This is a genomic window from Vibrio sp. GLN_1, assembly GCF_043106015.1.
Taxonomy (GTDB): domain Bacteria; phylum Pseudomonadota; class Gammaproteobacteria; order Enterobacterales; family Vibrionaceae; genus Vibrio; species Vibrio parahaemolyticus.
Genome location: NZ_JBICMD010000036.1, coordinates 108,994 through 132,742, shown reverse-complemented (window position 1 = coordinate 132,742; position 23,749 = coordinate 108,994). Strand labels below are relative to the sequence as shown.

26 protein-coding genes are annotated in these 23,749 nt (G+C 45.4%); 11 read left to right on the top strand and 15 right to left on the bottom strand.

From position 1 onward, the window contains the following. Positions 1-19 precede the first annotated feature (19 nt). The 5 genes from ACF8OV_RS18430 to flgB are packed head-to-tail and all read right to left on the bottom strand — an operon-like array spanning position 20 to position 3,469. Positions 20-751, bottom strand: a complete 732-nt coding sequence (locus tag ACF8OV_RS18430) for a flagellar basal body rod protein FlgF (RefSeq protein WP_203504334.1) — start codon at positions 749-751, stop codon at positions 20-22. Between the two features lie 12 nt (positions 752-763). Continuing rightward, positions 764-1,960, bottom strand: a complete 1,197-nt coding sequence (flgE, locus tag ACF8OV_RS18425; RefSeq protein WP_005463978.1) for a flagellar hook protein FlgE — start codon at positions 1,958-1,960, stop codon at positions 764-766. 26 nt (positions 1,961-1,986) lie between these two features. After that, a complete protein-coding gene (flgD, locus tag ACF8OV_RS18420) occupies positions 1,987-2,670 on the bottom strand; it encodes a flagellar hook assembly protein FlgD (protein WP_025554931.1) in 684 nt (227 codons plus the stop codon). Further along, complete coding sequence (gene flgC, locus ACF8OV_RS18415) at positions 2,670-3,104, bottom strand: flagellar basal body rod protein FlgC (protein WP_005464013.1); 435 nt, start codon at positions 3,102-3,104, stop codon at positions 2,670-2,672. The genes flgD and flgC overlap by 1 nt, the downstream gene beginning before the upstream one ends. 2 nt (positions 3,105-3,106) lie before the next feature. Continuing rightward, entirely contained in the window at positions 3,107-3,469 is a 363-nt protein-coding gene (flgB, locus tag ACF8OV_RS18410) for a flagellar basal body rod protein FlgB (RefSeq protein WP_005463947.1), read from the bottom strand. 78 nt (positions 3,470-3,547) lie between these two features. Between flgB and flgA the strand changes: the two genes are divergently transcribed. From flgA to ACF8OV_RS18390, 4 genes are all read left to right on the top strand, one after another. Beyond that, the gene (flgA, locus tag ACF8OV_RS18405; protein ID WP_203504332.1) at positions 3,548-4,345 is read left to right on the top strand and encodes a flagellar basal body P-ring formation chaperone FlgA; all 798 of its coding nucleotides are present in this window, start codon (positions 3,548-3,550) and stop codon (positions 4,343-4,345) included. Positions 4,346-4,480: 135 nt separating this feature from the next. Beyond that, positions 4,481-4,762 (top strand): flagellar biosynthesis anti-sigma factor FlgM, encoded by a 282-nt coding sequence (gene flgM, locus ACF8OV_RS18400; protein WP_005464040.1) that lies wholly within the window; start codon positions 4,481-4,483, stop codon positions 4,760-4,762. Between the two features lie 23 nt (positions 4,763-4,785). Then, positions 4,786-5,223: a flagellar export chaperone FlgN gene (gene flgN, locus ACF8OV_RS18395; RefSeq protein ID WP_203504330.1), complete on the top strand. Its 438-nt coding sequence runs from the start codon at positions 4,786-4,788 to the stop codon at positions 5,221-5,223. Then, a complete protein-coding gene (locus ACF8OV_RS18390; protein ID WP_029805669.1) occupies positions 5,204-5,950 on the top strand; it encodes a lytic transglycosylase domain-containing protein in 747 nt (248 codons plus the stop codon). Before flgN ends, ACF8OV_RS18390 begins: the two co-directional genes overlap by 20 nt. 501 nt (positions 5,951-6,451) lie before the next feature. On the opposite strand, the gene ACF8OV_RS18385 is transcribed toward ACF8OV_RS18390, so the two are convergent. Further along, on the bottom strand, positions 6,452-6,970 hold the full coding sequence (locus tag ACF8OV_RS18385) for an NUDIX hydrolase (protein WP_021484196.1): 519 nt from the start codon (positions 6,968-6,970) through the stop codon (positions 6,452-6,454). 334 nt (positions 6,971-7,304) lie between these two features. Here ACF8OV_RS18385 and ACF8OV_RS18380 point away from each other — a divergent pair, with 334 nt between their 5' ends. Then, the gene (locus ACF8OV_RS18380; protein WP_203504328.1) at positions 7,305-7,565 is read left to right on the top strand and encodes a DUF333 domain-containing protein; all 261 of its coding nucleotides are present in this window, start codon (positions 7,305-7,307) and stop codon (positions 7,563-7,565) included. 253 nt (positions 7,566-7,818) lie between these two features. After that, positions 7,819-8,475 (top strand): hypothetical protein, encoded by a 657-nt coding sequence (locus ACF8OV_RS18375; protein ID WP_005481502.1) that lies wholly within the window; start codon positions 7,819-7,821, stop codon positions 8,473-8,475. Here ACF8OV_RS18375 and ACF8OV_RS18370 read toward each other — a convergent pair. After that, complete coding sequence (locus ACF8OV_RS18370; RefSeq protein ID WP_203494797.1) at positions 8,465-9,307, bottom strand: YdcF family protein; 843 nt, start codon at positions 9,305-9,307, stop codon at positions 8,465-8,467. The two genes, ACF8OV_RS18375 and ACF8OV_RS18370, sit on opposite strands and share 11 nt — an antisense overlap. Before the next feature lie 158 nt (positions 9,308-9,465). Between ACF8OV_RS18370 and ACF8OV_RS18365 the strand changes: the two genes are divergently transcribed. Next, on the top strand, positions 9,466-10,836 hold the full coding sequence (locus ACF8OV_RS18365) for an L-serine ammonia-lyase (protein WP_020834902.1): 1,371 nt from the start codon (positions 9,466-9,468) through the stop codon (positions 10,834-10,836). Positions 10,837-11,195: 359 nt separating this feature from the next. After that, the gene (locus ACF8OV_RS18360; RefSeq protein WP_005463935.1) at positions 11,196-12,692 is read left to right on the top strand and encodes a peptide MFS transporter; all 1,497 of its coding nucleotides are present in this window, start codon (positions 11,196-11,198) and stop codon (positions 12,690-12,692) included. Positions 12,693-12,785: 93 nt separating this feature from the next. Here the strand turns inward: ACF8OV_RS18360 and ACF8OV_RS18355 are convergent, their stop codons facing one another. Beyond that, positions 12,786-13,022, bottom strand: a complete 237-nt coding sequence (locus ACF8OV_RS18355) for a hypothetical protein (protein ID WP_005464033.1) — start codon at positions 13,020-13,022, stop codon at positions 12,786-12,788. A 208-nt stretch (positions 13,023-13,230) separates the two neighbouring features. On the opposite strand from ACF8OV_RS18355, the gene ACF8OV_RS18350 reads away from it, so the two are divergent. Then, positions 13,231-14,106, top strand: coding sequence for a LysR family transcriptional regulator (locus tag ACF8OV_RS18350; RefSeq protein ID WP_025442496.1), 876 nt, complete (start codon positions 13,231-13,233; stop codon positions 14,104-14,106). Here the strand turns inward: ACF8OV_RS18350 and ACF8OV_RS18345 are convergent. From ACF8OV_RS18345 to ACF8OV_RS18320, 6 genes are all read right to left on the bottom strand, one after another. Next, on the bottom strand, positions 14,103-14,882 hold the full coding sequence (locus ACF8OV_RS18345) for a phosphotransferase enzyme family protein (protein ID WP_180919328.1): 780 nt from the start codon (positions 14,880-14,882) through the stop codon (positions 14,103-14,105). The genes ACF8OV_RS18350 and ACF8OV_RS18345 overlap by 4 nt on opposite strands. A gap of 165 nt (positions 14,883-15,047) precedes the next feature. Next, the gene (locus ACF8OV_RS18340) at positions 15,048-15,917 is read right to left on the bottom strand and encodes a LysR substrate-binding domain-containing protein (protein WP_031845787.1); all 870 of its coding nucleotides are present in this window, start codon (positions 15,915-15,917) and stop codon (positions 15,048-15,050) included. 204 nt (positions 15,918-16,121) lie between these two features. After that, on the bottom strand, positions 16,122-17,099 hold the full coding sequence (locus ACF8OV_RS18335; protein WP_015312861.1) for an OmpA family protein: 978 nt from the start codon (positions 17,097-17,099) through the stop codon (positions 16,122-16,124). A 454-nt stretch (positions 17,100-17,553) separates the two neighbouring features. After that, a complete protein-coding gene (locus ACF8OV_RS18330; protein WP_015312860.1) occupies positions 17,554-18,678 on the bottom strand; it encodes a M14-type cytosolic carboxypeptidase in 1,125 nt (374 codons plus the stop codon). Between the two features lie 113 nt (positions 18,679-18,791). Beyond that, positions 18,792-20,192 carry an FAD-dependent oxidoreductase gene (locus ACF8OV_RS18325; protein WP_023583905.1) on the bottom strand — a complete coding sequence of 467 codons (1,401 nt, stop codon included), beginning with the start codon at positions 20,190-20,192 and terminating at the stop codon, positions 18,792-18,794. A 233-nt stretch (positions 20,193-20,425) separates the two neighbouring features. After that, positions 20,426-20,785, bottom strand: coding sequence for a DUF3316 domain-containing protein (locus ACF8OV_RS18320; RefSeq protein ID WP_025794640.1), 360 nt, complete (start codon positions 20,783-20,785; stop codon positions 20,426-20,428). A gap of 425 nt (positions 20,786-21,210) precedes the next feature. Here ACF8OV_RS18320 and ACF8OV_RS18315 point away from each other — a divergent pair, with 425 nt between their 5' ends. Then, entirely contained in the window at positions 21,211-22,119 is a 909-nt protein-coding gene (locus ACF8OV_RS18315) for a VirK/YbjX family protein (RefSeq protein WP_029865268.1), read from the top strand. 51 nt (positions 22,120-22,170) lie between these two features. Beyond that, positions 22,171-22,722: an outer membrane beta-barrel protein gene (locus ACF8OV_RS18310; protein ID WP_017448000.1), complete on the top strand. Its 552-nt coding sequence runs from the start codon at positions 22,171-22,173 to the stop codon at positions 22,720-22,722. A 66-nt stretch (positions 22,723-22,788) separates the two neighbouring features. On the opposite strand, the gene ACF8OV_RS18305 is transcribed toward ACF8OV_RS18310, so the two are convergent. Further along, a complete protein-coding gene (locus ACF8OV_RS18305) occupies positions 22,789-23,697 on the bottom strand; it encodes a multidrug transporter (RefSeq protein ID WP_140111811.1) in 909 nt (302 codons plus the stop codon). Between the last annotated feature and the right edge of the window lie 52 nt (positions 23,698-23,749).

The window sequence follows — 23,749 nt, the reverse complement described above, 5'->3', positions numbered from 1 at the left end:
TCTCCTTTTGGGGCGAGACTTATCTCGCCGCCATTAATTTGTTACCGGCTTGCGCCAACGTTTCTGCAGTTTTCATCATGCGTACTTGCATCTCGAAGTTACGCGTTAGCGACATCACGCCGATCAGCTCATCGATCGCCGATACGTTACTGCCTTCGATGTGTTCTGGTGCCAATTGCACGGTTTCATCCGCTGCGAATGGCACACCATCAACACTGTGAAGCAAGCTGTCGCTCTCTTTTTGCAGCTGATTGATTTCTGGCTTCACCAGTTTCAATGTGCCGACTGCGATTTCTGCACCGCCGCCCGGTGGAATAACCGAGACAAGACCACGCTCACTGATTTCGATTTTTTGATAATCAGGCACCACCAACGGACCGTTTTCACCCACAACCGGGAATCCGTTGATAGACATTGCGCCAAAGGTATCGATTTGAATGTTACCGGCACGCGTGTAAGCCTCATTACCCGCTGGCGTTTCTACCGCAAGGTAACCTTCCCCCATGACGGCAACGTCGAGCGCACGACCTGTTTTCACAACGTCGCCAGAATCAAAACGCGTTGATGCAGAGTTTGTGACCACCATGGTTCGGCCATCAAAGCCCGGGCCTTGTAACTCCACGCTACGAACACGTTCCATATCCGCACGGAAACCCGCGGAATCCGCGTTCGACAAGTTATTCGAACGAACGTGTTGCGCTTTAAGAACTCGGCTTGCACCGGAGGTTGCTGTAAATAACAAGCTATCCATGCAGAACTCCTATTACACCGCGTTGAACAAGGCTTGAGTGAGCTTGTCGCTGGTCGAAATCGTTTTTGCGTTCGCTTGGTAGTTACGTTGTGCTGTCATCAGTGCCACAAGCTCACTGGTTAGGTCGACGTTTGAGCCCTCTAATGCACCTGGAGTCAAGTTACCCAGCGTGCCAGAACCCGGAACGCCCATGATCGGCGCACCAGAGCTAAAGCTTTGTGTCCAAGCAGTGCCGCTCACTTTTGCTAGACCTTGCGTATTAGCAAAATCAGCCAGAACCACTTGGCCTTGAAGCTGTGATTGACCGTTAGTGTAAGTTGCGTAAACCATGCCGTTGTCTTCTACGCGTACGCCTGCAAGCTCACCAGATGTGTAACCGTTTGGGCTGTTTGTGCTCACACCAAACGCGGCACCAAATTGCGTGCTACCTTTTAGGTTGATATCAACGCTCATTGCGTTTGCGCCCGCAGCTGGGAATGCCACATTGAAAGAGCCTGTTGGCGCCGCTAACGTACCGTCTTTATTAAACGTCACAGGAATGGTTGAAACAGGAGTTTTACCACCGTCGACTTGCACGTTCACTTCCCATGCGTTGTCTGCCGTTTTAGTGAAGTACTGCGTCACGGTGTGAGAGTTGCCAAGTGAGTCGTACACCTGTGTCGTGTAAGAAGAGTTGAACGAGGTTGGATCCGCTGGATCGAACGGCGTTACCGCTTTATCAATCGCTTTTGCACTTGCATCGAAGTTCGCAACAAAATCAAGCTTATCTGTCGCTTTCGCGTTGAGTGACGATGTTGATACTTGGATGTTACCTACAGAACCCGTCATCAGGTTGTTGTTGCTATCTACGCTGTAACCTTGCAACTTCGCGCCATTGTTCGCTGTAACAAAGTTGCTCTTATCCGTACCAAATACGCCAGAACGAGTGTAAAGCGTCTGACCCATGTGATCTTTTGTCACAAAGAAGCCGCTGCCGTTGATCGCCAAGTCCATCGAACGACCAGTACCCGTGATTGAACCGTTTTTATCGAAGTTTTGCGAAATAGACGCAACTTCTACGCCGCCAGGTTGCATGCCGTTGTATACCGCTGCGAACTCTGTACGCGCACCTTTAAAGCCATACGTTGAAGCGTTGGCAATATTGTGGCTGATCGTGTTTAGCTCTGTGTTGGTCGCGTCCAGACCACTAAGTGCGATGTTAAAACTCATAAAAGACCTCTGATTTGCTTATTTGGTTAAGCACCAAACTGAGTGATTTGATAGAAAGGAACGTTGCCAACGCCATTAACATTGACCAATGCTGCGCCACCTGAACTCGGAATACGAACCTGTTCAACTGTGCCAGCCAGTAGAACATTCGGGCTCGCTTGGCCTTCTTGAACTTCTACAGATACCGTGTATTTGCCCGGCTTTAAGCCAAGCTCTTCTGGATTGATTGAGAACTCAACGTCACCAGCGCCGTGAGCGCCAAGTGGTACGTTCGTCTTCTGACCGAACTGATCCTTCACAACTAAAGTCACTTGGTTTGAACCATGACTCAGTTCGATTTTGCCGTTTTGCGCACCATCACCCAGTTCGAATTCTTTTGAATTCACGTAAACCGTTTGACCAACCAAACCGGCGGTCGATAGCACTTGCATGTTGTCGAGTAGCACCATGCTGTTTTGCATGACCTTCGACATGTTCTCGGTACTTTGAACTTGAGAGAACTGCGCCAACTGACCGACGTACTCTGTGCCATCTAACGGGTTTAACGGATCTTGGTTTTGAATTTGCGCCACCATCAAAGAGATGAACTCATTTTGAAGTGAAGACGCGCTGTTCTTATCCGTTGGGTTTGGCGCAATGCCACTCTTTTCTTTTGCTGCCGCTTTAACTGGAGCGTCCGACGATAATGCCGTGTACTGTGCAAGACTCATTAGCTACCCTGCCCTAAACGAAGCAAGCCTTGCTGCATGCTTTTCACATTTGCCAACACTTCCACGTTCGTTTCGAAGCTGCGAGTCGCTGACATCATGTCCGCCATTTCCGCAACCACGTCGATGTCTGGGTAGTAAACATAACCTTCGCCGTTAGCGAGTGGGTTATTTGGCTCAAAGCGTTTTTCCGCCTGACCTTTGTTTTGCACCACATCGACAATACGAACTTCAGCATTTGGGTAAATGCCGTTTTCTGTCGTCATCTGCGTTTTTTGATACACGGTAGCGAACACAGGTTTAAGTGCTTTGTACGCATCATCTGGGTTTGCAGACACCGCATCCGCGTTCGCAAGGTTACTGGCAACCGTGTTTAGGCGAACGGTTTGCGCCGTCATCGCAGAGCCAGTAATCGAATAAATATCAGTGAATGACATAATTAACGTCCCTCAATCGCTTTCGCCAAGCCGTTAAATTTCATGTTCAGAAATGTCAGGCTGGTTTGAAAGTCCATGTTGTTTTGGGTGAATTTTGCTTGTTCAACACCAAGTTCCACAGTGTTGCCATCTTTACTGTTTTGGTACGGCACCGAATACTGGGCCTGAACCTGCAGCTTAGGTACAGAATTACTCACACCGTTTGTCGACATCTGGTTCATAACAGTGGTGAAACTTAGGTCTTTCGCCAAGTACCCAGGGGTGTCAACATTTGCTAGGTTACTGGCGAGGACTTTGGTACGCTGAACGCGAAAATTGAGTGCCTCTGGATGTACACCTAAAGCATTTTCAAATGTGATCGCCATGCATCTTTCCTTACAGTCGGCTCGAATACGCCAAGATACAAACAAGATACGTGCCATAAATTTTATTTATATTTATCAATGACTTACAGACAAGAGTGGAAACCAAACTTCCGGTTTACGGAAAGCAAAAAAATTAGGGGGAAAACTCTAATTTCCTCAAAGTGGATACTGTTATTAGGAATTCTTTCGACAGGACAAACTTTCGCCAGTCCGGACCAAACCACCTTCTCATCGGAGGAGCTAAAGGCCGTTGTCGCGAAACATTTTGAACAAGAAGTAGACCGCGTAGCCAAGTCCAACCAGTGGGGCGAGTATCAACTGGAGTACGATTTGTGGGTGCCAGGTTCTGCCAACCATTTACCCAAATGCGATGCCAAATTGGTGATCACGGGTCGCGATAACCAACCTTTGCCAGTCGGTAACTTAAAGCGTTCCGTCAGTTGCGAAGATCTCACTGCTCCATGGCGAATCAATGTCACGATCAAATCCTCGGTCACACTGCCAGTGGTGGTTGCGGCGACGACTGTAGGTCGCAGTGAAGTGGTGACAGCCAATCATCTGAAATTGGAAACTCGAACCATTTCGCGCTCGGACGATTTCTACACCGATCCTAAACGCGCCATCGGCTTGGAAACCACGCGTCGACTCCGCGCCGGACAAGTCGTCGATCCTACCAACTTAAGTGCCCCAGCTTTGATTGAGAAAGGCAATGAAATCATCATCATTGCTAGCAAAGATGGATTTAGTGCAAGCACCAAAGGTGTCGCCTTAGAAGATGGAGCGAAAGGCCAACAGATTGAGGTAGAAAACCTCAGTTCTGGAAGAGTCATTCGAGCGGTTGTGACAGGAAGAAACCAAGTTCATACTCAGTTTTGATTTTGGACTCAACGTAACATTTTTCAATTTTGCCTCTCGTCACATCAGGTGAGTATCGAGTACAAAAATAAAATTTAATGTTCACCACATCCTTGTCGCCTATTGGATTTAGAACATGATGATGAGGACCACAGCATGAAAATCGACAAAGTCGCGGGCGGTCATGTCCCACAAACAAATTTCCAACAAGCAAGTAAAAAGCCTGTTGAAACAATGGAACAAACCAAAGTAAGCGAGCCTGCGTTTCAAGCAAACACAGCAGCAATTGATCGTGCCCAAGCAGAAATGAAATCGCTACCAGACGTCGATATGGAAAAAGTTGAGCAAGTTCGTAACGCGCTAGCACGCGGCGAATTGAGCCTAGATACAAAAGCGCTATCTAAGGCAATTATGCAATTCCATACTGGTCACGAGTAAAAGCACAGCATTAGGAATACACCATGGCAAGCGCGGCATCGCAGCGAATTCAGTATTTTGTTCGTTCAATTTCTGAAGACATCAAACTGTATCAGCAATTATTGACCCTACTTCAACAACAAAAGGCGTTGTATTTGAAGTTTGATGGTGAGGCACTGAACACCAACGTTCAGCAACAAACACCAATACTCAATAAGCTGAGCCGCTCTTCTAATGAAAGAAGCCAATGCATGCGTGAGCTGGGGTTACCGTGTAATGACTCCAGCGTAACAAGAATTTTTAACGCTTTGCCTGCCAAGATTGGTGCGCAAGCGAGAAAACAGTGGACGTTATTGGAGACACTCATCAAGCAGTGCCAACAATACAACCAGAGCAATGGCCAAAGCTCTGCTGCGTTCCATGAGTTAGTCAGTCAACTCAAACAACCTGTGCAACACATTTATGAAGATAAATCGTTTTAAACGATGGTCGTCTTGCCTACAGATTCAGCCGCCATCTCGGCTGGATACTGTAGGCCTTTTTATTTCTGCCTGTTTGTTGTTCAGCACTTCTTTTCTTTGCCAGGCAAAACCCAATACTACTGATATAGAGCAGCAGTATCAGGTTCTTGCGCCTTATAAATTACAAATCGACCAACGTCTCACTTCCGTCAATCCACTTCTCGACCACATCTTTAAGCAACTCAAAAGCAAGTCACTGCCCAAAAGTCTCGTTTTGGTGCCAATGCTAGAATCTTCTTACAACGCAAAAGCCGTTTCTCACGCCAACGCCGCGGGATTATGGCAATTGATTCCTGCAACAGCGATGCGCTTTGGTTTAACGGTTGATTCGAATGTGGATGAGCGTTTCGATACCCAAGCCAGCACGAAAGCTGCATTGGACTATCTGGCGTTTTTATACAACAAGTTTGATCAAAACCTCGCATTAACGCTAGCGGCCTATAATGCAGGAGAAGGCCGAATTGCTCGCGCTATAAAGAAAGCGGGCACCGATGACTTCCAACAGCTCACTCTGCCAAAAGAAACACATCAATACGTCAGTCGTTTTTTTGCCTTGGAAAAACTGATAGATATCGGGCAGTTACAACACTCTTCTTTTCAGCCGTTACTTTTATTTGCTTCTGAGTCTGCGGCACCATCACAGCCTCTGATCGACTTTAGTCGACTTCCTCCACTCGTTAATTTGTGATAATAATCACCAAAACACCGAATGTCAGAAGAACGTAAAATTACAAGATCCTGTTCTGCTAATTTAAAAACTCGTGATCTCGATGCAAACGTGTGCAAAAAAGTTAAGGTAATGTATCTCAAGAATAAGAAAGAGTAGTGGTTTACTGATAATAGTCCAATTTGCACTTGTTTATTGGATAGATATGCATCACATTACGTGTGCAAAAAAGATGAAAACCAATGGTTGGACCTATTAATTATTTACACACTAAATATAAAACGGCTATTGTTTTCATAGTTTGAAACAAAACTCAGAATATCGAGATGACGCTTCGCTTGCGCGTCTGGAATAAGTCCGGGTTCCGGGGGGGAGCTCGGACTTTTTTATTGCGCTTAATTGCGTAAAGAAGTGAATGATTAAATCCCTAAACACATCTTCCTAACCACTTCTAAACAACGCTTACTGAAGCTCATTCCCATTCAATAGGTATGAGCTCAGTCTTCGGCACTCTGGTGGCAGCTAAAGCAACTCTTTAGCGATCAGGTGAAGTAAGAACGTTTCACGTTCGATACTCATTCCTTTCTTCGGGCTTTCTGCCATCGTCTTTTCGTTATGTGCTATCGCTTCATGGACATTCATCCAAACTGGACGCATACCATTCTTCACTTCGTAATCTTCATACGCTGTCTCACCCAGCTCACGATCGATTTTGCATGTGTAACAGTACGAAATCATGTGCATCACGTCGGCATCGTCTTTGTACCAAGGACGAAACTCTTCAAAAATGCCGAATGGTTTGATGCTGTGAATATTTTGCGCCCCCGTTTCTTCTTCGAGTTCACGAACTAGCCCAGCAATAACGTCTTCACCTTCATCAATTCCGCCACCAGGTAGCGTGTAATCGTGATAACGCTCTGTGTAGAGCAACAACACATCTTCACCATCAAGTACAATGGCACGCGCTGCATGACGCTGAAAGATAATTTTATCGTCCAGATGATCGAGTTCTGGATGAATGGTCGATTGTAAATGTCTCATCGAAAATACCGCCGTAAATATGATGCGCGCATACTACCGGAGTTCACCCTTTAAATCATCGTTGTGTTAATAAGCAAGCCAAAGTAGCGATACCTAACCCAATTAAAGTGTACTAAACCGTTCACGAGATCGCGTCTTGTTGAGCGGCTTACGCTCGATACATTCACTATGTATCCGCAACAGATGTGAGGTACTAGCAAGCTCTTTATGAGAAATGTCTAAAATTCTTCTAAATATGTCTACGCCCTTCTTACTTTTAACATCGATAAGACAATAATTGACGAAAGTTGCCTATAATCAAGGCAATACTCGCCTATCCCATGCGGAGATAAAGATGAAAAAAACAAGTTTAATGATGGTTATGGCAGGGACAATGGTACTTGCTGGTTGTTCAACCTATGACGGCGCAACTCGCTCAACAGAGTACACCTCTGTTGCCAATCCGGCGGCCGTTTACTGTGTACAACAAGGTGGCGAACTGGACACTGTGTCAGAGAACGGTGAGCGTGTAACTTACTGTGTGCTTTCTGACGATGAACGTGTTGAACAGTGGGAATACTACCGTAACAACCACAAAGAGAGTGACGAGCAATAAACTCGAATCTAATAAATAGTAATATTATTCAATAACTAAGGAGCCAATCGGCTCCTTTTTTTGTTCTTTGATATCCGCATTTTCCTACATGAGCTTCACACTACTCTGACTTTACCGTATGCAAATATAATATCGAACAGCGTTCTATTCCTGACATTCCTCTGACAATACTTTCCACTTGGTCAATAAAATCATGCCCAACATCACACAAATTCACATTTCTTCCACATTTTTCTGGAAACAGGTGGTCAGGATGAAAACACAAATAGTTAAACAAGCCGAAACGGCACAAAACAACGTGATTACTGATGAGTCAAAACGCATCATCTACAAATCGTGTTTAAGCGCATTGATGATTGTTGCGATCAGTATTCTCGTCAATCTGAGTATTCGTCTTGATTACGTAGTATTGGGATCAAGTTTGGGTGAAGTCTCTATCACTGAAACCTTACAAGTGATCATGCTGGCGATTGCTTCATGGTCGTTCTTCCAACTTTCTAAGCAAGAAGAACAAGTTAAACACGCCGCTATTTTGATTTCCGGCTTCTTCGCTGTGTTGATCATTCGCGAACTGGACTACTGGATGGATATGATCCGTCACGGATCGTGGGTATTCCCTGCGTTAACCGTCACTGCTCTGGCTTGCGCAAAAGCTTACCAAGGTGGTAAAGGTACAGTGAACGAAATGGCACGCATTCTACAAGTTCCGCACATGAAGCTCTTGATTGGTGCCGTCGTTCTACTGCTTGTTTTCTCTCGCCTTTACGGCATGGGAAGCTTCTGGCAGCAAGTCATGAATGAAAGCTACATCCGCGATGTTAAGAACATTTCGGAAGAAGGCATGGAGCTGCTTTGCTACTGTCTGATTGCGTTGAGTGCTGTTCGTATGCGACGCGAAATCACTGAATAGACTCGGGATCTAAACGGCGATTGAGCGCAGTTAAAATGGGATGAAACACTTCCAATGCTCGCTCTGCTGTTGCAACCGATTCATCAAAGGCCGTCATTTCGATGGCCTTTTTCATTTCCGCAATTTGCTGCAAAACATCCATTTCTAACGGTAAAGCGCGAAGTTGACTTATTGCTTGTTTAGCCCGCAGCAAAGGCTGTGCTCGAACGCTAGTTAAATCTCGTTGAAATGCCCCACTTTTAACGCCCTCTAGATACACTCGATACGTCGTCAGTTCATCAAGTAAAAGAAACGCTTCTGCCTGTGGTCCTTGATGTGGATATGGCACGCTAATGTGCTTCTGAATATTTAGAGAAATGTGTAAATCTAAACCCACGGACGCGCATTGAGATTTGAGCACGCGCAGTAAGCCTTGCTCATCCATTAGCGTTTGAATTTCTAATATGCGCTCAAGATGGTAGGCGTTTGATAGCAAAATGACCTCAACCGCCGCTTGAGACGGTAACGGAAATAAACCGCTTTCACACAGAACTTTCGCTGCATTTCGCATGTTTTCAAACGTATTCAAAGAGCGATTTTCAAGCAGAATTTGGCTTGTCGGAAAAGGCTTGGCCAGCGACGTATTCAGGGTCTGAAAATATGCATACATAGCGTCTGCTTCCGAAATGCGTTGTCCTTGCGTTTTTCCACCACAAAATACGAGAGCAGTATTCTCCATTGGCATTTCGCGGATCTTAGCGGCTAGTGCTTCGACTCTCGAGATGCCTTCGGCACTCAATTGGTTATTAACCAATCGCTTACCTAGTACGATGACCACGTTACCTAACTTCATACTTCTCTCTCAATTTCCCCTGCGACAAAGTCACTGTTGTGTGGTCTTTGGCATAGTTACAAAAATCTTCTTTGCCAACCGCCTTACAGGCATTAACATCTAGTTAACAACATTGTTCTAGAGACCTATGAAAGGTTCATTGCTGAAGGAAGTCAATTATGCTGTCGATTTTCGATATTTTTAAGGTCGGTGTCGGGCCATCCAGCTCCCACACTAACGGTCCTATGCTCGCCGGATTCCATTTCACTCAACTACTTAGCGACTCTATGGCGAAAGTGCGTCGGGTGCAAGTTGACTTATATGGCTCTTTGTCACTGACTGGTAGAGGACACCACACCGACCGAGCCACAGTGCTAGGGTTGATGGGCAATAAGCCCGATACCATCAAAATGACCAGTGCCAAAAGTGCACTGCAACACACCATCGAAAACCATACCTTATCGTTAGCTGGCTCTCATCAAATTGAGTTTAGCTACGACCACGACATTGTATTTCACAGCGACAACCTGCCGCTGCATGAAAATGGTATGACGATCACCGCGCTCGATGCCGCAGGAGATCAAGTCGCCTTTGAGACGTACTACTCTATCGGTGGTGGTTTTATTGCGACAGCGGCAGAGCTCGAACATGGCAGCCAACAAGCCAGCGCAGAAGTACCTTTCCCTTTTTCATCCGCAGACGAAATGTTGGAAAAAGCAGAGAAAAATGGCCTCAGCCTTGGTGGCATGATTCTACAAAATGAGCTGGCATTTCGAGAGCAAGAAGAAATTGACCAAAGAGCTGAACAAATTTGGAAAGTGATGTCACTGTGTATGCAGCGTGGTTTCGATACTGAAGGGATCCTTGAAGGGGGCTTGAACGTCACTCGCCGAGCTCCGAATCTGTTGAAAAAACTAGAAGCGAATGCAGCAGTTGAAAATGATCCAATGGAGATCATGGACTGGATTAACTTGTTTGCCTTTGCGGTCAGCGAAGAGAACGCGGCAGGCGGGCAAGTCGTTACATCACCAACTAACGGTGCCGCAGGTGTTATCCCAGCAGTATTGATGTACTACCATCGATTCATCAAAGAGCTGGACCTTAAGCAACTAAAAGACTTTCTCGCCGTTGCTGGAGCGATTGGTATTTTATACAAAACCAACGCGTCCATTTCTGGGGCGGAAGTCGGCTGTCAAGGTGAGGTGGGAGTTTCCTCTTCTATGGCAGCGGCTGGCCTAACCGCCTTGCGAGGAGGCAGCAACGAGCAAATTTGTATCGCAGCTGAAATTGCAATGGAACACTCTCTAGGTATGACCTGCGACCCAATAGGGGGACTGGTTCAAGTGCCTTGTATTGAACGCAATGCGATGGGCGCAGTAAAAGCGATTAACGCATCACGAATGGCACTAAAACGCACTAGCAAATGTCTTATTTCATTAGATAAAGTTATCGAAACCATGTACCAAACTGGTAAAGACATGAATAAGAAATATCGAGAGACATCTCTAGGTGGTTTGGCAATCATCCATATGGCACCACCATGTGAATAATAAGTACGCATAATTTGCATCTTTCTTTACACATCGCATTGTTGGTGGCACTTAGCATCAACAGTGCGATTTCTTCCCTTCCTTGTATCAATACTCGCCTGCTTTCCATCATTTATTTTTCAATACGTTAAATTAGTTATTAGCATTTTGTTTTGATAATAATTTATAAATTAGTTTTTATAACTACATTTATCAACTTGATCTAGAACAACGGATAAGCAAATAACAAACTTCACATTAGAAAATATAGTGCGTCTTTTGTCAGTTATGCGACAATCATTTCAATACTCAATATCTCGTTTAAGTAACATTTAACAGAAATAATCACTATCTTTCTCCGCTAATGTGAGTACAAAATTATGTGGAATAAACTAAACAAATCTATGATGTTCTGCCAAATGATGTTTGGCTTATCATTTTATGGCGTGTTAGTGAGCTTAACTCGCTTTTTTCTAGAAGATCTAAATTACAACGAAGCCGATACGATGATGATCGTGGGCGCTTTTTCTGCCATTGGGCCATTGTTTGCCATCGCTGGCGGATTTATTGCGGATAAGTTTTTAGGAGCTTACCGCTCTCTATCCATCGCCTTTCTGGCGTTCGCTGCGGGTTACGTTTTGCTGGTACTTGGTGCTTCGGCGACAAACGTTCCTTTATCGATGTGTGGTATCGCTCTAGCAAGCTACGGCCGTGGTTTGATGTCACCTTCTTACCCAAGTCTTTACAAACGCACTTTTAAATCACAAGAAGATTTCGAAAAAGGTTACCCAATCAACTATTCCGTGAACAATGTCGGCGCTTTTTTAGGCCAGTACCTGTTCCCGATGATCGTGCTGGTAATTGGCTTTAACGGCGGCTTTACCATCTCTGCCGTCATGGCAGGCGCCGCGCTTGTGATGTTGTTGATGTTCAGAAAGGGCCTAACAGGTGTAGCCGCTGAACTTGACCAAAAAGCGGTAAGCTTGAAAAACTGGGTATTCTTCGCACTGATTTCCGTCGCCATGATCGCGTTGGTGTTCTTCATGTTCTCAAACATGGATATTGGTCAAAACATCGTTTATGCCATCGGTGGCGCTGCGATTCTTTACTTCGTCTCTTTAATGCTGAAAGCCAGCAAAGCCGAGTCATTGAAGATGGGCACCATCCTCATTGTGACCTTCTTGACTACGTGTTTCTTCGTCTACTACGGACAAATGATGACGTCAATGAACATGGTAGCAATCAATACTTTGAAAGGCTCACTGTTTGGCTTTATCCCACTTGAGCCAGAAGCAGCAATGGCAATGAACCCACTTTGGTGTATGGTTGGTGGCCCTATTGTTGCGGGTTTCTTCGGTATGCTTGAAAAACGCGATGTTCACCTTTCTACAGCAACTAAAATCGCGATGGCATTTGTACTCACTGCAATTGCATTTGGCATCCTAACTTTTGCGGTCACAACCGTTGGTGAAGATGTGGTGATCATGCCTGAGATCTTCTTGGCGATTCACTTCTTCCAAGCCATTGCGGAAGTTATCGTTGGCTCAATGGTAGTAGCATTCATTCTGTCTGTAGCACCAAAACACATCGAGAACTTCTCGGTTAGTCTATTCTCCGTTGCTATCGCACTGAGTGGTATCGTTGGTGCCGCTTTCTCAACATCGATTGCGATGGAAAAAGGCCAAGAGATCACTCAAGAAATCGTACAAACCGTATACGGTGATTACTTCCAATTGCTTACTGTACTAGCGGTTGTGATGGTGGCGATTGCTATGGCAGCATCTGTTGTTATTCGCAAAATGCTGGATGCAGCAAAAGAAAGCGAAGCACAAGCGCAACCTGTCGAGATTGAAGCGGGTGTCGAGGTACAGAGCTAATCGCTTTCGCACCGCCACTTGATTACATACGCAATCAACAAACAAAAATGCCGCGAATTCATCGCGGCATTTTCGTAATGACAACGTGACCGATTAATCGCGGCGGCCACGAAGTTCAATGGGTTGGGTAGATGCATCGGTTTGAATCATCACACCGCCGTACATCGCTTCATTACGGCCTTTCAACGTAAGTTGCGAGTTTGCGCGTTCAACATCCACTTGGTTCGTATTACTCATTGTCATGTCAATGGTACCTGTGTATGAGCCATCCGCAGCAAATGCCACATTCGCTGAGCAAACCATCAAGCCTAATGCGATTAGTTTTTTCATACATCACCTCTGTTATTGTCTGTACCTGTTTCGATGTAGAAACTGTATCAACGCAAAGGGGATGAGACGAGGAAACTCCTGATTTACCAAATGGAAATCCCCCTTTCTTCACTTCCGATAGATGCCTCAAGAAAATTGACCGTTTGCTGTCTTTGGATGATCAGCTCAACGCTATGATGTGAAGCGAGCCAAATTGTTGGAGTAAAGAATGGCGATTAATCTGGATATTCAAAACATTCTTGTGCTGAAGCGCATGTATGAGCTGCGCAATGTTCGGTTAGTCGCAGAGTCGTTAGGAAAAACATCCGGAGCCATCAGTAAAAACCTCACCAAGATGAAAACCCAGTTCGATGATCCTCTGTTTGTGCAAACGAAACATGGCTTTGAACCGACGACGTTTGTTGAAACAAACATGGCACACTTCGAACAGATTCTGATGAGTATGGACTCCATTAAGCCGCAAAACTTTTCCCCAGAGACCTTTGATGGGCAACTGTCGATTTATGCCAACACGCTATTTTGGGATTACTTCGGCGATGAGCTTTACTTGAGCCTGCTAAAACAAGCACCTCGAGCCAAATTTTCGTTTCTGCGCTGGGGAAACGAGGCTAAAAACCGTTTAATAGATGGTGAAAATGCAGTCGCAATCCACTACTTTGATGAGGACTTACCTCAATCGGTCGCACAAAAAGAGTTGGGAAAAGGAAAAGCCGTCTTTTTTGTTCGCAAAGATCACCCCGCACAAGATTTTGATGACTTGCAGCTCTACCCCTTTTTACTCTTCAAAACACCAGGATGGAATGACTACCGATACCCTCTATTGGAACGCTTGAAGAACATTGGCTTTAATGCGTCGCCAAAAGTGGAAATAGAACACCCAGCGATGATCCACAAAATCATCCTTCAAACCGATCATTTCGGTATCACGATGAGTGACCATGTCCCGCAGGGATGCAGAAGTATCGCACTACCGAACCGCTTAGAATTGAATGTCAGCTACGTGATGAGTTGTCGGCGTTCACAGCAACATGCACCATTAAATCTATGGTTATTTGATAAGATTAAACACGTGATTGCAAACTAACGTTCTTTTAGTATGCCCAAAGTAATCGCTTGGTGATGTTGACGCAGATAATCGATATCTTGCAAATACGCGATGTAATGTCCCTCTTCCAAATTGGCTTGAAATCTCTCATCCCTGTTGCTTGCCATGAATCTCATGTAATCAACCAAAGCCGTGAGCCTTAACGTCATCACATCCACCAGATTTTCTCGCTCTAATTTCGAGCAGCCATACGCGTCGCAGAACAGTTTGGCACGTTGAATTTGCTGTTCCAAGTTGCCCATTCGGTCATTTTCATCCGTTTTAAAAGGAGCCCAACCGTAAATGGAAAAAGCAACGTCCCATAAACGAGGAGCAGGATGTGCGGTATCAAAATCGAATACACCAACCACGGTTTCACCATTTAGTGCAACATTGTATGGCATAAAATCCCCGTGACAGATCACCTCTTGGGGAGCGCGATCAGGTAACATCCAATGACACACTTCACTTTGATGTGAAATGAGAAAATCTTCTGAAGCATCATGCATTCTACGCAACATTTTGGCCGCGGATAAAAGTGCAGTAACAGAAGCAATAGAACCTTGCAGTGGATAGTTGAAGGTATCTCCTTCCACAAAGCTCAACCACTCTTTGCCACCCTCAATCCCAATCACTTTGGGGCATTGCGTGAATCCATTGGAATGAAGGTGATTTAACAACTGGTGGACGGTCATCGTCCAAGAGCTTGCCGGACGACTAACGCGATCACCTGTACGATAAATGGCATTATCCCGACCACCTTGTAGCATTTCCATGACTTTTCCTTGTTCGATCAGATTTGGGGCGACGATTGAAACAAGCGTCATTTTATACCTTAAGTAACGAATCTTGTTTTAACTACCGACCAAAAAGCACCCAACTTTGTTAGCTCAATCGCAGGAAACCACTTTCACTTATTCGAAGATGCTGGGCTTTTAAGCTTATAGACTTTGCATGACCCAATGAGTAAAAGCCTCAACTTGCGGTTTATCGCTTTCCCTTACCACTATATGGTGCGCGCTGGCGCTTGGCATGGACCATCCACCAATCGGAACCAAAAGTCCTTGTTGTAGCTCATCCTCCACTAAAAAGTCCCTTACAAGTAGTATGCCTAACTGATTCACCGCCGCTTGAATGGCTAGTAAGGAATGTTCAAACTCGGCGATAGGTTTACTCACTTTGCCTTCATAGCCCTGAAAACGCAGCCAAGCTTGCCACGATTCATGGTATCCGCCCGTGCACAGTTTTGGCGCTAGCGCGATATCGGTAAGATGAATGACCGAATTAAGATTTAAAAAACCAGGGCTCGCCACCACTATCCAGTTTTCTTGGGTAAGTTGAACAGCCTGCTCTGATTGCCAATCTCCATAACCGTTAATGATCTCCACATCCGCAATGGCGCTAGCATTCGGTACCGTGTTAGCTGTCGTTGAAATTTTTACCACGACATCAGGGTGCTGACGATGAAAGTCGGCCAAGCGCGGCATTAACCATTGAGAACAAAAGCTGTGAGCGACATGAAGCGTCAGTTGAGTATTTTTCTGGCGAGCAAAAAGGTGTTGAGTTGCTACAGATAGCATCTGCAAAGTCTGGCTAACAACAGGCAAGTAGGCTTGGGCAACTTGTGTTAATAAAAGCTGCGCACCATTGCGCTCAAAAAGTATCGCGTTTAACTGAAGTTCCAACGATTTAACTTGCTGACTGACCGCCGCGCGAGTGACATTTAGCTCTTTTGCAGCTTTTGTAAAGCTTCGCAAACGGGCAGTTGCTTCAAAGGCTTTCAGGGCATTAAGTGGTGGGAGGTTTTGCATCATGCTCTCCTACTAAACGGAGCATCGATATTATGAATCAGTGATGACAGAATGATGAACAACAAGCAAAGCGCACGCCGCCGCCGTCATTTCAATATACAGCCCAACAACCGTCTCGGTTCCATCCAAACATAAGTTTGAAGACAAGATCAAAAAAGCCAGCGATAAACGCTGGCTTTTTGCTTTGTTGGCTATAGCAACAAATTATTGAGCTTGTTCAGTCGTTTGGTATTCAAACGCAGGAACAACTACTTCTACACGACGGTTCGCTTCGCGACCTTGACGAGTTTCGTTGCTAGCAACTGGGTTTGCTTCACCCATGCCTTTAACTGTCATACGGTCAGCAGCGATACCTTTCGCTTCGAATTCATTAGCAACCGCTTTAGCACGCTTTTCAGTTAGCTGTTGGTTGTACTGAGCAGAACCCGTTGTGTCACTGTAACCAGTGATCTCAACTTTTGCTTGTGGGTAAGTGTTCATTAGATCAACTGTACCAGAAAGTGCTGATGCATCTTTCACTTCTGCGCTTTCTAGGCCGAATTGTACTGTTGCTGTTTGAGCTGGGTACACGTGCTCAACGATACGAGTAGATGGACGTGTTTCTACCACTTCTTCAACTGCTTCTTCTTGAACTACTGGCTCAGAACCAAACTTGTAGTTGAAGCCGATACCGAAGAAGTCAGAATCCATGTCATCAATGATGTCGTCAGACATGTCTTGGTAACGTTGGTATTCAGCACGTAGGCTCCAGTTGTAGTTGATTTTGTACTCTGCACCTAGAGAGCCAGTTGGAACGAAGTCTTTCTCATCACCAGCCATCATGTATGCCGCACCTACTTTAGCAAACAGGTTCCAAGAATCTGTTAGAGGTAGGTTGAATTTAGGAGCTAGAGTCAACGCCCAAAGGTCACCATCAACTGTGTTTAGACCAGGTTTTTTGAAGTTAGCCGTGAAATCACCTAGGTAATCAACACCGTATTCTGCAGCAACGTATTCGTTGAAGTTGTAACCAATGTGCATACCAGCTGCAAAGCTGTCGTCGTCACAAGGTTCGTTTAGGTAACATGCATCGTTTAGAGAGTTGTAACCTACTTTACCGCCAATGTAAGTGTCAGCAAGTGCAACGTTAGAGATCACACCACCAGCAAGTACAGTAGCCACTGCAATAGCGATTTTTTTCATTATTTTTTTCCTTTTTCTTGTACACAAAGCAACACAAATTAAGCAAGTCGCTGCTTATCATGTGAAGCCGCAACTTTCTCTTTTTAGTTGAATAGAAACAGCTAAATTTCGTAGGAAGGAATCAAAAAATGATATTCGAACGCCAATGATGTAACACGGATAACACCACCTCTCGATCACACGTTAATTATCTAAACGTGGGCTCTCATTTGAGGAGAAAATCCAACGACATTGGTTTAGCCATAGTCAATTCGTTGCGGAGAATATCACACTCTTAGCACTTTTCTGTGATGCAAATCACCCTATTTTTGCAGTTTCTCAAACTTGAGAAGAACTCAGTAAATGGATGAATGGCAACTAATTTTTACAATAAGAAATGCGAATAACAGGAAAGAAAACAGCCCATCAAAGATGAGCTGTTCGGTAATGAATCAATGCTGTGGAACTATTGCATTTAAATTTTGTCGGTCACCGCAAGTGTTGCTGCAAGCACGTCTTGCCCAAACATCACGCTGCGCTCAGGAGACCAACCGTACAACGGATCAGGGTGGTTGTTATTGTCTTTGAATGGCATCTCGATTGTGTACGATAAGCACTTAAATTGCTCGGCAACCCAGTTTGAACCAACCGTCAGGTTTGCCTTGCCTGGTTCGTCTTTGTCGTAGCCAATTTCATCTTGGAACTCTGGCGTAATAGTCAACAGTGCTTGTTTGAATGCATTTTCCAGCGCCGCTAAGTTTTCATCGTACGATGGGATGCCCTCAGAGCCTGCAACAAAGTTGTATGGGATCGCTTCATCACCATGAACATCTAAGAACATATCCACGCCCGTTTCGAGCATGCGTTCACGAACAAGGAACACCTCTGGGCTTTTCTCCATTGAAGGCGTTTGCCATTCACGGTTTAGGTTTACACCAACCGCATTCGTGCGTAGGTGACCACGAATACCACCATCTGGGTTCATGTTAGGTACAACGTAAAGCACTGCTTTCTCAAGTAATGCACGGGCAACCGTATCGTTTTCATCCAGCAGACGCTGAATCATACCTTCCATAAACCACTCGGCCATGGTTTCGCCCGGATGCTGACGCGCGATCATCCAGATTTTCTTTTTGCCTTCTTCTGGCTCACCAAAAGTCAGTAGGCTCATGTCGTTACCATCTAGGGTATGACCCAGTGTATCCAGCTTGCAGTGGTGCGCGCTTTGCGCCATGTGCAGTAGATCGAGATGGCGATCATAAGTGTACGGTGCAAAGTATGCGAAATAGATAGAGCCGCGCTCTGGGATCACAGTAAACGTTAATGTGTCACCATCAAATTCAGCAGGAATACGGAACCATTCTTCACGGTCATAAGACGCAACAACGTCGTAACCTTGCCAACCTTCAGGGTATGCTGACTTCGCTAGATCGAGCAGTTTGATGGTGTGTGACTGCTCTGCTTCAGTTTCTAAGCGGAAGTGGAACCATTGGTAGAATTCCGACATGTTGTCGTTAGGGATTTTCAGTTGGATGTCATTTTTATCATCCGCTTTAACGACATGGATGCTACCGCTGTCGAAGTTGCTGAATATTTTCATTCTGTTACTCACCTTTTGAATCTGAGCTTGAAAGAGAGAGGCTAACACAAGGCGAAAGTCCGCCCCAACGACTTTCACTGCAAACTGTCTCGTTTGTGGCTAAAGTCTTCAGTTTAGTCGAGCTTATCCGCTTTGCCTGCTGGTCCTGCAAGTTTTGCCAGCCACTTATCCCAGATAAATGGTTTTTGACCACAATCTTCTGCCTCTTCTTTTCGGCGTACCGCATTACGCACCGTCATTGCGCCAATCCAGCGAAACGGCTCTGGAGGGAAATGCCCCAATGGTCCTTTGGCTAAGCCACTTCGAGTCCATTCGTTATCCAACCCTAACACCATAGAAGAGAGGATTTTTCCGCCCATGCGAGTCTGCGCAACACCATTACCTGAATAACCAAAACCATAAAAGACATTACGTTGCTCGTTCAACTTCCCAAAAAATGGAAAGCCGGAGGTTGAGCGATCGGATCCTCCTGTCCATGAGTATTCAAACTCCGCCTCTTTCAAACTCGGGAAAAGTTTATCGAATGACTTCCTTAGAAGATTTGGATAACGAGTTGGTTTATTGAACATCACGTCCACTTGGTTGTTGAAAGAGAACTGATTGCCTCCCTTGCCTAACATGAGGCGACCATCTGGCGTATCGCGGTAGTAATGAACAAAAATACGCGAATCCAACACGCTCGTTCCCGCTTGCCAGCCCGTTTTCCGTAACGACTCACCAAGCGGTTTGGTGATGACCATGTCGGAAGAAACCACCACGATACTGTTTTTGAACTGCGTAAAGTGCTCCACCATCCATGCGTTCAATGTCAGCACGACCTGCTTCGCTTTTATTTGTGCGTCAGGAGTGTACACGGTAGCTGGTTGGCCAAAATCCAATTTGGTCATTGGTGTGTTTTCGAAGATTTCGATCCCCATTTCTGATGCAACTCGGCGCAAACCTCTAGCCAACAAGGCGGGCTGGACGCTAGCAGCAACCGAAGAATGGAAACCTTCAAGATGACGGGGCGAGCCTGTATTCGCGTGCAGCTCATCTTCTTTGCAGCGACGCCAACTGTTGACGCCTAAACGTGAAAGCTCATCGACGACAGGTTGCATGCTGCCCGCTTGCGCGTGATTTGTTGCCGTGTAATACACGCCTTTAAGCGACAACTGAGCATCAATATGGTGCTGTTTACAAAACGCGTCAATTTCAAGCACGGCTTGTTCGGACTCTTTGACTAACCAAGCAGCCTGAGCTTCACCAAACAAACGTTTTAAGGTCGGAAACTTTGTCGACCAAGTCAGCATGCAACCACCATTCGCTCCAGACGCGCCACTGCCGCACAGGCCCTTTTCTATCACAACAACATGCTTTTTCGGTGCTTGCTGTTTGATCATAATGGCGGTCCAAAGTCCGGTGTAACCACCACCAACAATCGCGACATCAGCGTTGATATCTTCATTCAGTGGCTTAGCTGGCTGAGGCTGTTCAAGTTCAAGCGCTTGCTTAAACCAGTAAGATAGGTGTGCCATTGTTTTTCCTTCGTGTCATTCATGAACTTGTTTTCGAGAAGCTCACTGTACAAACGATGCGCAGTTTCAACGAGCAAGAAAAACTATCGCTGCGCGTAAGAAAAAATGACGCCACGCGGCAAAGTTACGGGAGATTTTAAAGAACCGAAAAGCACAAAAAAGGAGGAGCGTGGCTCCTCCAAAAAATGCAATGATATTAACTATTAGGGATAGATTAAGGGGAATAGCGTCAGTTAGTACCTACCAGGCTCGCGCATACGGTATTCGTATGTCACATTTACTACTGGCTGGTAAGTCACCTGACCATTACTTTCCATAAATTCATCGACCGTCACTTTTGAATCGGTAATCGAAAATGACTGACGATCCACAAACTCAGACTTACGAGTAAACTCATCTCTAAGCTGGCCAGACGATTTGTTCTGGTAATCTTGGAGCATAACTCGCCCCATATCGTAAGCCGCTTCTTTACTATCCACGACACCACCGTGAATAGTTTGCGTATTGTTCGTCCACTGATAGCCACCAGCAAATACAACAGAAGGTGCAGTAGTCAGAGCGAGAAGACTTGCTAAAGTAATTAAGCGTTTCATAAACCTCTCCTTTACTTCCTTACTATCGAACCTGCATTGGTTCGATACCTATAAGTTACGTATAAAGACCTGTAGCACGTCAAATTAATTTCAAATTATGTTCAAGTTTCGTTCAATTTGGTTCTGTGCATGCTTTTGTTTATGACTCACTTCGATCTTTTTCAAACTTGAAATATGCTCTAGCAAAGACCTATCCCTGACACTTCCTTACGCACTCATACAATACCTGCCACGGTTTTTCTCTTAGAATCCCGAACAAACGAACACTGTTCAAAATTAATTTTGAGTACGTTGGAATCAGCAAGAACACACCTCCTATTTATGCCTTGTGCATCTCTCCATTTTCGTGTTCCTCGCTGTTATTTCTCGTGCTCTTAAAACAGAACCCCAGTTAAGACAAGCTCTTAAGTGAGTCGGGAGTGAAAATGACTGCAAATAAATCCATTTTTGATCATACCAAAGTGATCTATGCTGATGAGTACGCCAACACCTATAACCCTATTTGGGTATATAGAATGAAGTTCATCATGCGTGCGCTTTACTACAAACGAGCATTCAAACACCTTGCGAACAACATTGAATCGTCTTTGTTAGACATGCTTTGTACGCGTACACACCGATTCCTAGAAAAACCGTTTCGCCCGTACATCATTAAGAATAACTCTGCTTTTGATCGCTCCAACTTGGTGGTTGATCACTACAAAACGATTTCAGAACTGCTTTCTAAAGAGACCATTGCCGAGATTTACACCGATTCAAAAGGCTTAACGCTGACCTCATTTGAAATCGATGACATCGAGTACTCGGTTCGATTGGTTTACGAAGCACGTTACCAAAAAGAAGGCGACATGAGTCTTGTGCTGCACAGCGCTGAAGACGGCAACTTCTACACACTTTCGTTTACCGTTGGTCATGTAGACACTGGGCGCTGCATTATGATAGGTGGCCTACAAGGCCCTCGAAGCAGTGAAGAAAACAACGCAAAAATCAAAAAACTGACTCGAAAACTGTACGGTCAGCGACCAAAAAGCTTGATGGTGAGTTTGCTAACACTCATCGCTCAAGTATGGGAAGTAAGCACCATACTCGCCGTAAAAACGCAATCTCACACATACGCAGCACGACGTTACAGTAAAGGACGCATCAAAACCGACTACGACGCACTATGGCAAGAGTTGGGAGGCATTGAATACAACCGCCATTTCTACGCATTAAAAGTGAATGATACGCGCCGTGATACTGAGGGAATGTCTCGCTCTAAACGCTCGATGTACCGCCGTCGTTATGAGTGGCTAGACAACACCAAAGCTGAGTTTGCGACGCGTCTGCGTTAATCCAGCGTATCACGCGACATCTTGTTTATTCGTTTACTATTCGGAGTCCTTATGTCTTACAAATACGCCGTAGCATGCTTGTTGTCTGCACTTTCTGTCACCGCTCATGCCGAGCCAACCAAACACATTGTGGGGGCGAATTTAGGCTATGGTGACGTCAGTTACGACGTCAATAATGGCCATGATGACGGCGACATGTTCTTAGGGGATGTGTATTACCGTTACATGTTCGACCAAAACTTCGGCCTTGAAGCGGGTTATAAAGGCGCGTTTAACGGCATTGGTTCTGTACTCATTAGCCCAATATCAGAAATCACCGACGTGAGTTATGGCGGTCCGCGAATCAGCGGTTACGTAAGCTACCCTTTGGGTGCTGGTTTCGAGCTTTACGGTAAAGGCGGTATCACTTACTACACGTTAAGTTACACGCTTAAAAACAATGGCCAGAATAAAGAATATGACGAGTCTAGCCTTGGCGGAGAAGCCGCAGCAGGTGTCGCTTGGGGCTATAAACACTTTGGTTTGAACTTAGAATACAATTACGCCAAAAACAGCGATTTTGATTCTGGAGGCGTGATGTTTGGCGCACAAATGCGTTTCTAACTCATCCCTCTTTTCTAAGGCACCAGGAGTCCGTTTGAACTTCCGGTGCCTTTTAGTTTATGTGCTTCAAGCACCTTCTAAAGACAACACAATGCCTGCAAGGATGAAAGCCACACCGATACCTCGGGTGAGATACCATTTTTCCGCAAGTAACCAAATGCCCATCAGTAAGCCAAATACAATACTGATCTGGCGCAGCGCGACAACTAAGCTCACGTTGTCTGTCATCGTCATCGCAAACAGAACCAATCCATAAGTCGATGCCATCATAATGCCAGCCATACTTGCACTTTTTCGGATTCGCCAAGCCGCTTGCAACTCTTGATCATTTCCGGTGATCAGACACCAAAGTAAAACGGGTAAGCCCATCGCCCAAAACTGCGCACCAAGATAGAAGATCGCATTGTATTGATCGTTGAAAATAGTTGATGCTTGCTGAGTCAGTAACGTTAATGCCTCTTTGTCCACCACAGAGTAACCTGTCGTGCCAATTGCCGCGATCAACGCCCAAAACACGCCTACATTTAGATACGCCACCAAAGAAACTTGGCGAACATGAGTCAACGGAACCAAAATGCAGCCAAAGGTGATCAACACAAAACCAAGCCACTGTTGAGATGAAAGCGCATGGCCGAGTGCAACACTGAACCCTCCCACCATCATGACCGGCAAAGCGCGTGCAATTGGGTAAATCACACCAACATCGGCATGTTTATACGCCATGATCAAACCGACGAGATACACAATTTGCGCTATTCCACTAAAAGCCAGCATTCCCCAAAACTCAACTGGCAACGAAGTCCAACCGAGCGTGGTTAAATACCAAATCAGATATGGGGTAAGAACTCCACAAGCTGACAGGCTTGCAGCCATCGTGAATGACACGCCTGATCCGGAATGGTTTTTACCCAAGATATTCCAACCAGCATGCAAAACCGCAGAAAATACAACGAGTGCGATTGCCAAGAAATCCATTTGTTTTCCTGTTTAGATAAAACAAAGGCTCCGAGATGGAGCCTTTGAATAT

What these genes read in the sequence shown, in the direction of transcription:
- ACF8OV_RS18370 (WP_203494797.1), bottom strand. Translation starts at nt 9,307, where the DNA reads ATGAAGTTAGGTAACGTGGTCATCGTACTAGGTAAGCGATTGGTTAAT.
- flgC (WP_005464013.1), bottom strand. Translation starts at nt 3,104, where the DNA reads ATGTCATTCACTGATATTTATTCGATTACTGGCTCTGCGATGACGGCG.
- ACF8OV_RS18310 (WP_017448000.1), top strand. Translation starts at nt 22,171, where the DNA reads ATGTCTTACAAATACGCCGTAGCATGCTTGTTGTCTGCACTTTCTGTC.
- ACF8OV_RS18325 (WP_023583905.1), bottom strand. Translation starts at nt 20,192, where the DNA reads ATGGCACACCTATCTTACTGGTTTAAGCAAGCGCTTGAACTTGAACAG.
- ACF8OV_RS18360 (WP_005463935.1), top strand. Translation starts at nt 11,196, where the DNA reads ATGTGGAATAAACTAAACAAATCTATGATGTTCTGCCAAATGATGTTT.
- ACF8OV_RS18335 (WP_015312861.1), bottom strand. Translation starts at nt 17,099, where the DNA reads ATGAAAAAAATCGCTATTGCAGTGGCTACTGTACTTGCTGGTGGTGTG.
- ACF8OV_RS18320 (WP_025794640.1), bottom strand. Translation starts at nt 20,785, where the DNA reads ATGAAACGCTTAATTACTTTAGCAAGTCTTCTCGCTCTGACTACTGCA.
- ACF8OV_RS18375 (WP_005481502.1), top strand. Translation starts at nt 7,819, where the DNA reads ATGAAAACACAAATAGTTAAACAAGCCGAAACGGCACAAAACAACGTG.
- flgA (WP_203504332.1), top strand. Translation starts at nt 3,548, where the DNA reads ATGACTTACAGACAAGAGTGGAAACCAAACTTCCGGTTTACGGAAAGC.
- flgB (WP_005463947.1), bottom strand. Translation starts at nt 3,469, where the DNA reads ATGGCGATCACATTTGAAAATGCTTTAGGTGTACATCCAGAGGCACTC.
- ACF8OV_RS18350 (WP_025442496.1), top strand. Translation starts at nt 13,231, where the DNA reads ATGGCGATTAATCTGGATATTCAAAACATTCTTGTGCTGAAGCGCATG.
- ACF8OV_RS18380 (WP_203504328.1), top strand. Translation starts at nt 7,305, where the DNA reads ATGAAAAAAACAAGTTTAATGATGGTTATGGCAGGGACAATGGTACTT.
- ACF8OV_RS18385 (WP_021484196.1), bottom strand. Translation starts at nt 6,970, where the DNA reads ATGAGACATTTACAATCGACCATTCATCCAGAACTCGATCATCTGGAC.
- flgE (WP_005463978.1), bottom strand. Translation starts at nt 1,960, where the DNA reads ATGAGTTTTAACATCGCACTTAGTGGTCTGGACGCGACCAACACAGAG.
- flgD (WP_025554931.1), bottom strand. Translation starts at nt 2,670, where the DNA reads ATGAGTCTTGCACAGTACACGGCATTATCGTCGGACGCTCCAGTTAAA.
- ACF8OV_RS18390 (WP_029805669.1), top strand. Translation starts at nt 5,204, where the DNA reads ATGAAGATAAATCGTTTTAAACGATGGTCGTCTTGCCTACAGATTCAG.
- ACF8OV_RS18330 (WP_015312860.1), bottom strand. Translation starts at nt 18,678, where the DNA reads ATGAAAATATTCAGCAACTTCGACAGCGGTAGCATCCATGTCGTTAAA.
- ACF8OV_RS18305 (WP_140111811.1), bottom strand. Translation starts at nt 23,697, where the DNA reads ATGGATTTCTTGGCAATCGCACTCGTTGTATTTTCTGCGGTTTTGCAT.
- ACF8OV_RS18430 (WP_203504334.1), bottom strand. Translation starts at nt 751, where the DNA reads ATGGATAGCTTGTTATTTACAGCAACCTCCGGTGCAAGCCGAGTTCTT.
- ACF8OV_RS18355 (WP_005464033.1), bottom strand. Translation starts at nt 13,022, where the DNA reads ATGAAAAAACTAATCGCATTAGGCTTGATGGTTTGCTCAGCGAATGTG.
- flgN (WP_203504330.1), top strand. Translation starts at nt 4,786, where the DNA reads ATGGCAAGCGCGGCATCGCAGCGAATTCAGTATTTTGTTCGTTCAATT.
- ACF8OV_RS18365 (WP_020834902.1), top strand. Translation starts at nt 9,466, where the DNA reads ATGCTGTCGATTTTCGATATTTTTAAGGTCGGTGTCGGGCCATCCAGC.
- ACF8OV_RS18340 (WP_031845787.1), bottom strand. Translation starts at nt 15,917, where the DNA reads ATGCAAAACCTCCCACCACTTAATGCCCTGAAAGCCTTTGAAGCAACT.
- ACF8OV_RS18315 (WP_029865268.1), top strand. Translation starts at nt 21,211, where the DNA reads ATGACTGCAAATAAATCCATTTTTGATCATACCAAAGTGATCTATGCT.
- ACF8OV_RS18345 (WP_180919328.1), bottom strand. Translation starts at nt 14,882, where the DNA reads ATGGAAATGCTACAAGGTGGTCGGGATAATGCCATTTATCGTACAGGT.
- flgM (WP_005464040.1), top strand. Translation starts at nt 4,481, where the DNA reads ATGAAAATCGACAAAGTCGCGGGCGGTCATGTCCCACAAACAAATTTC.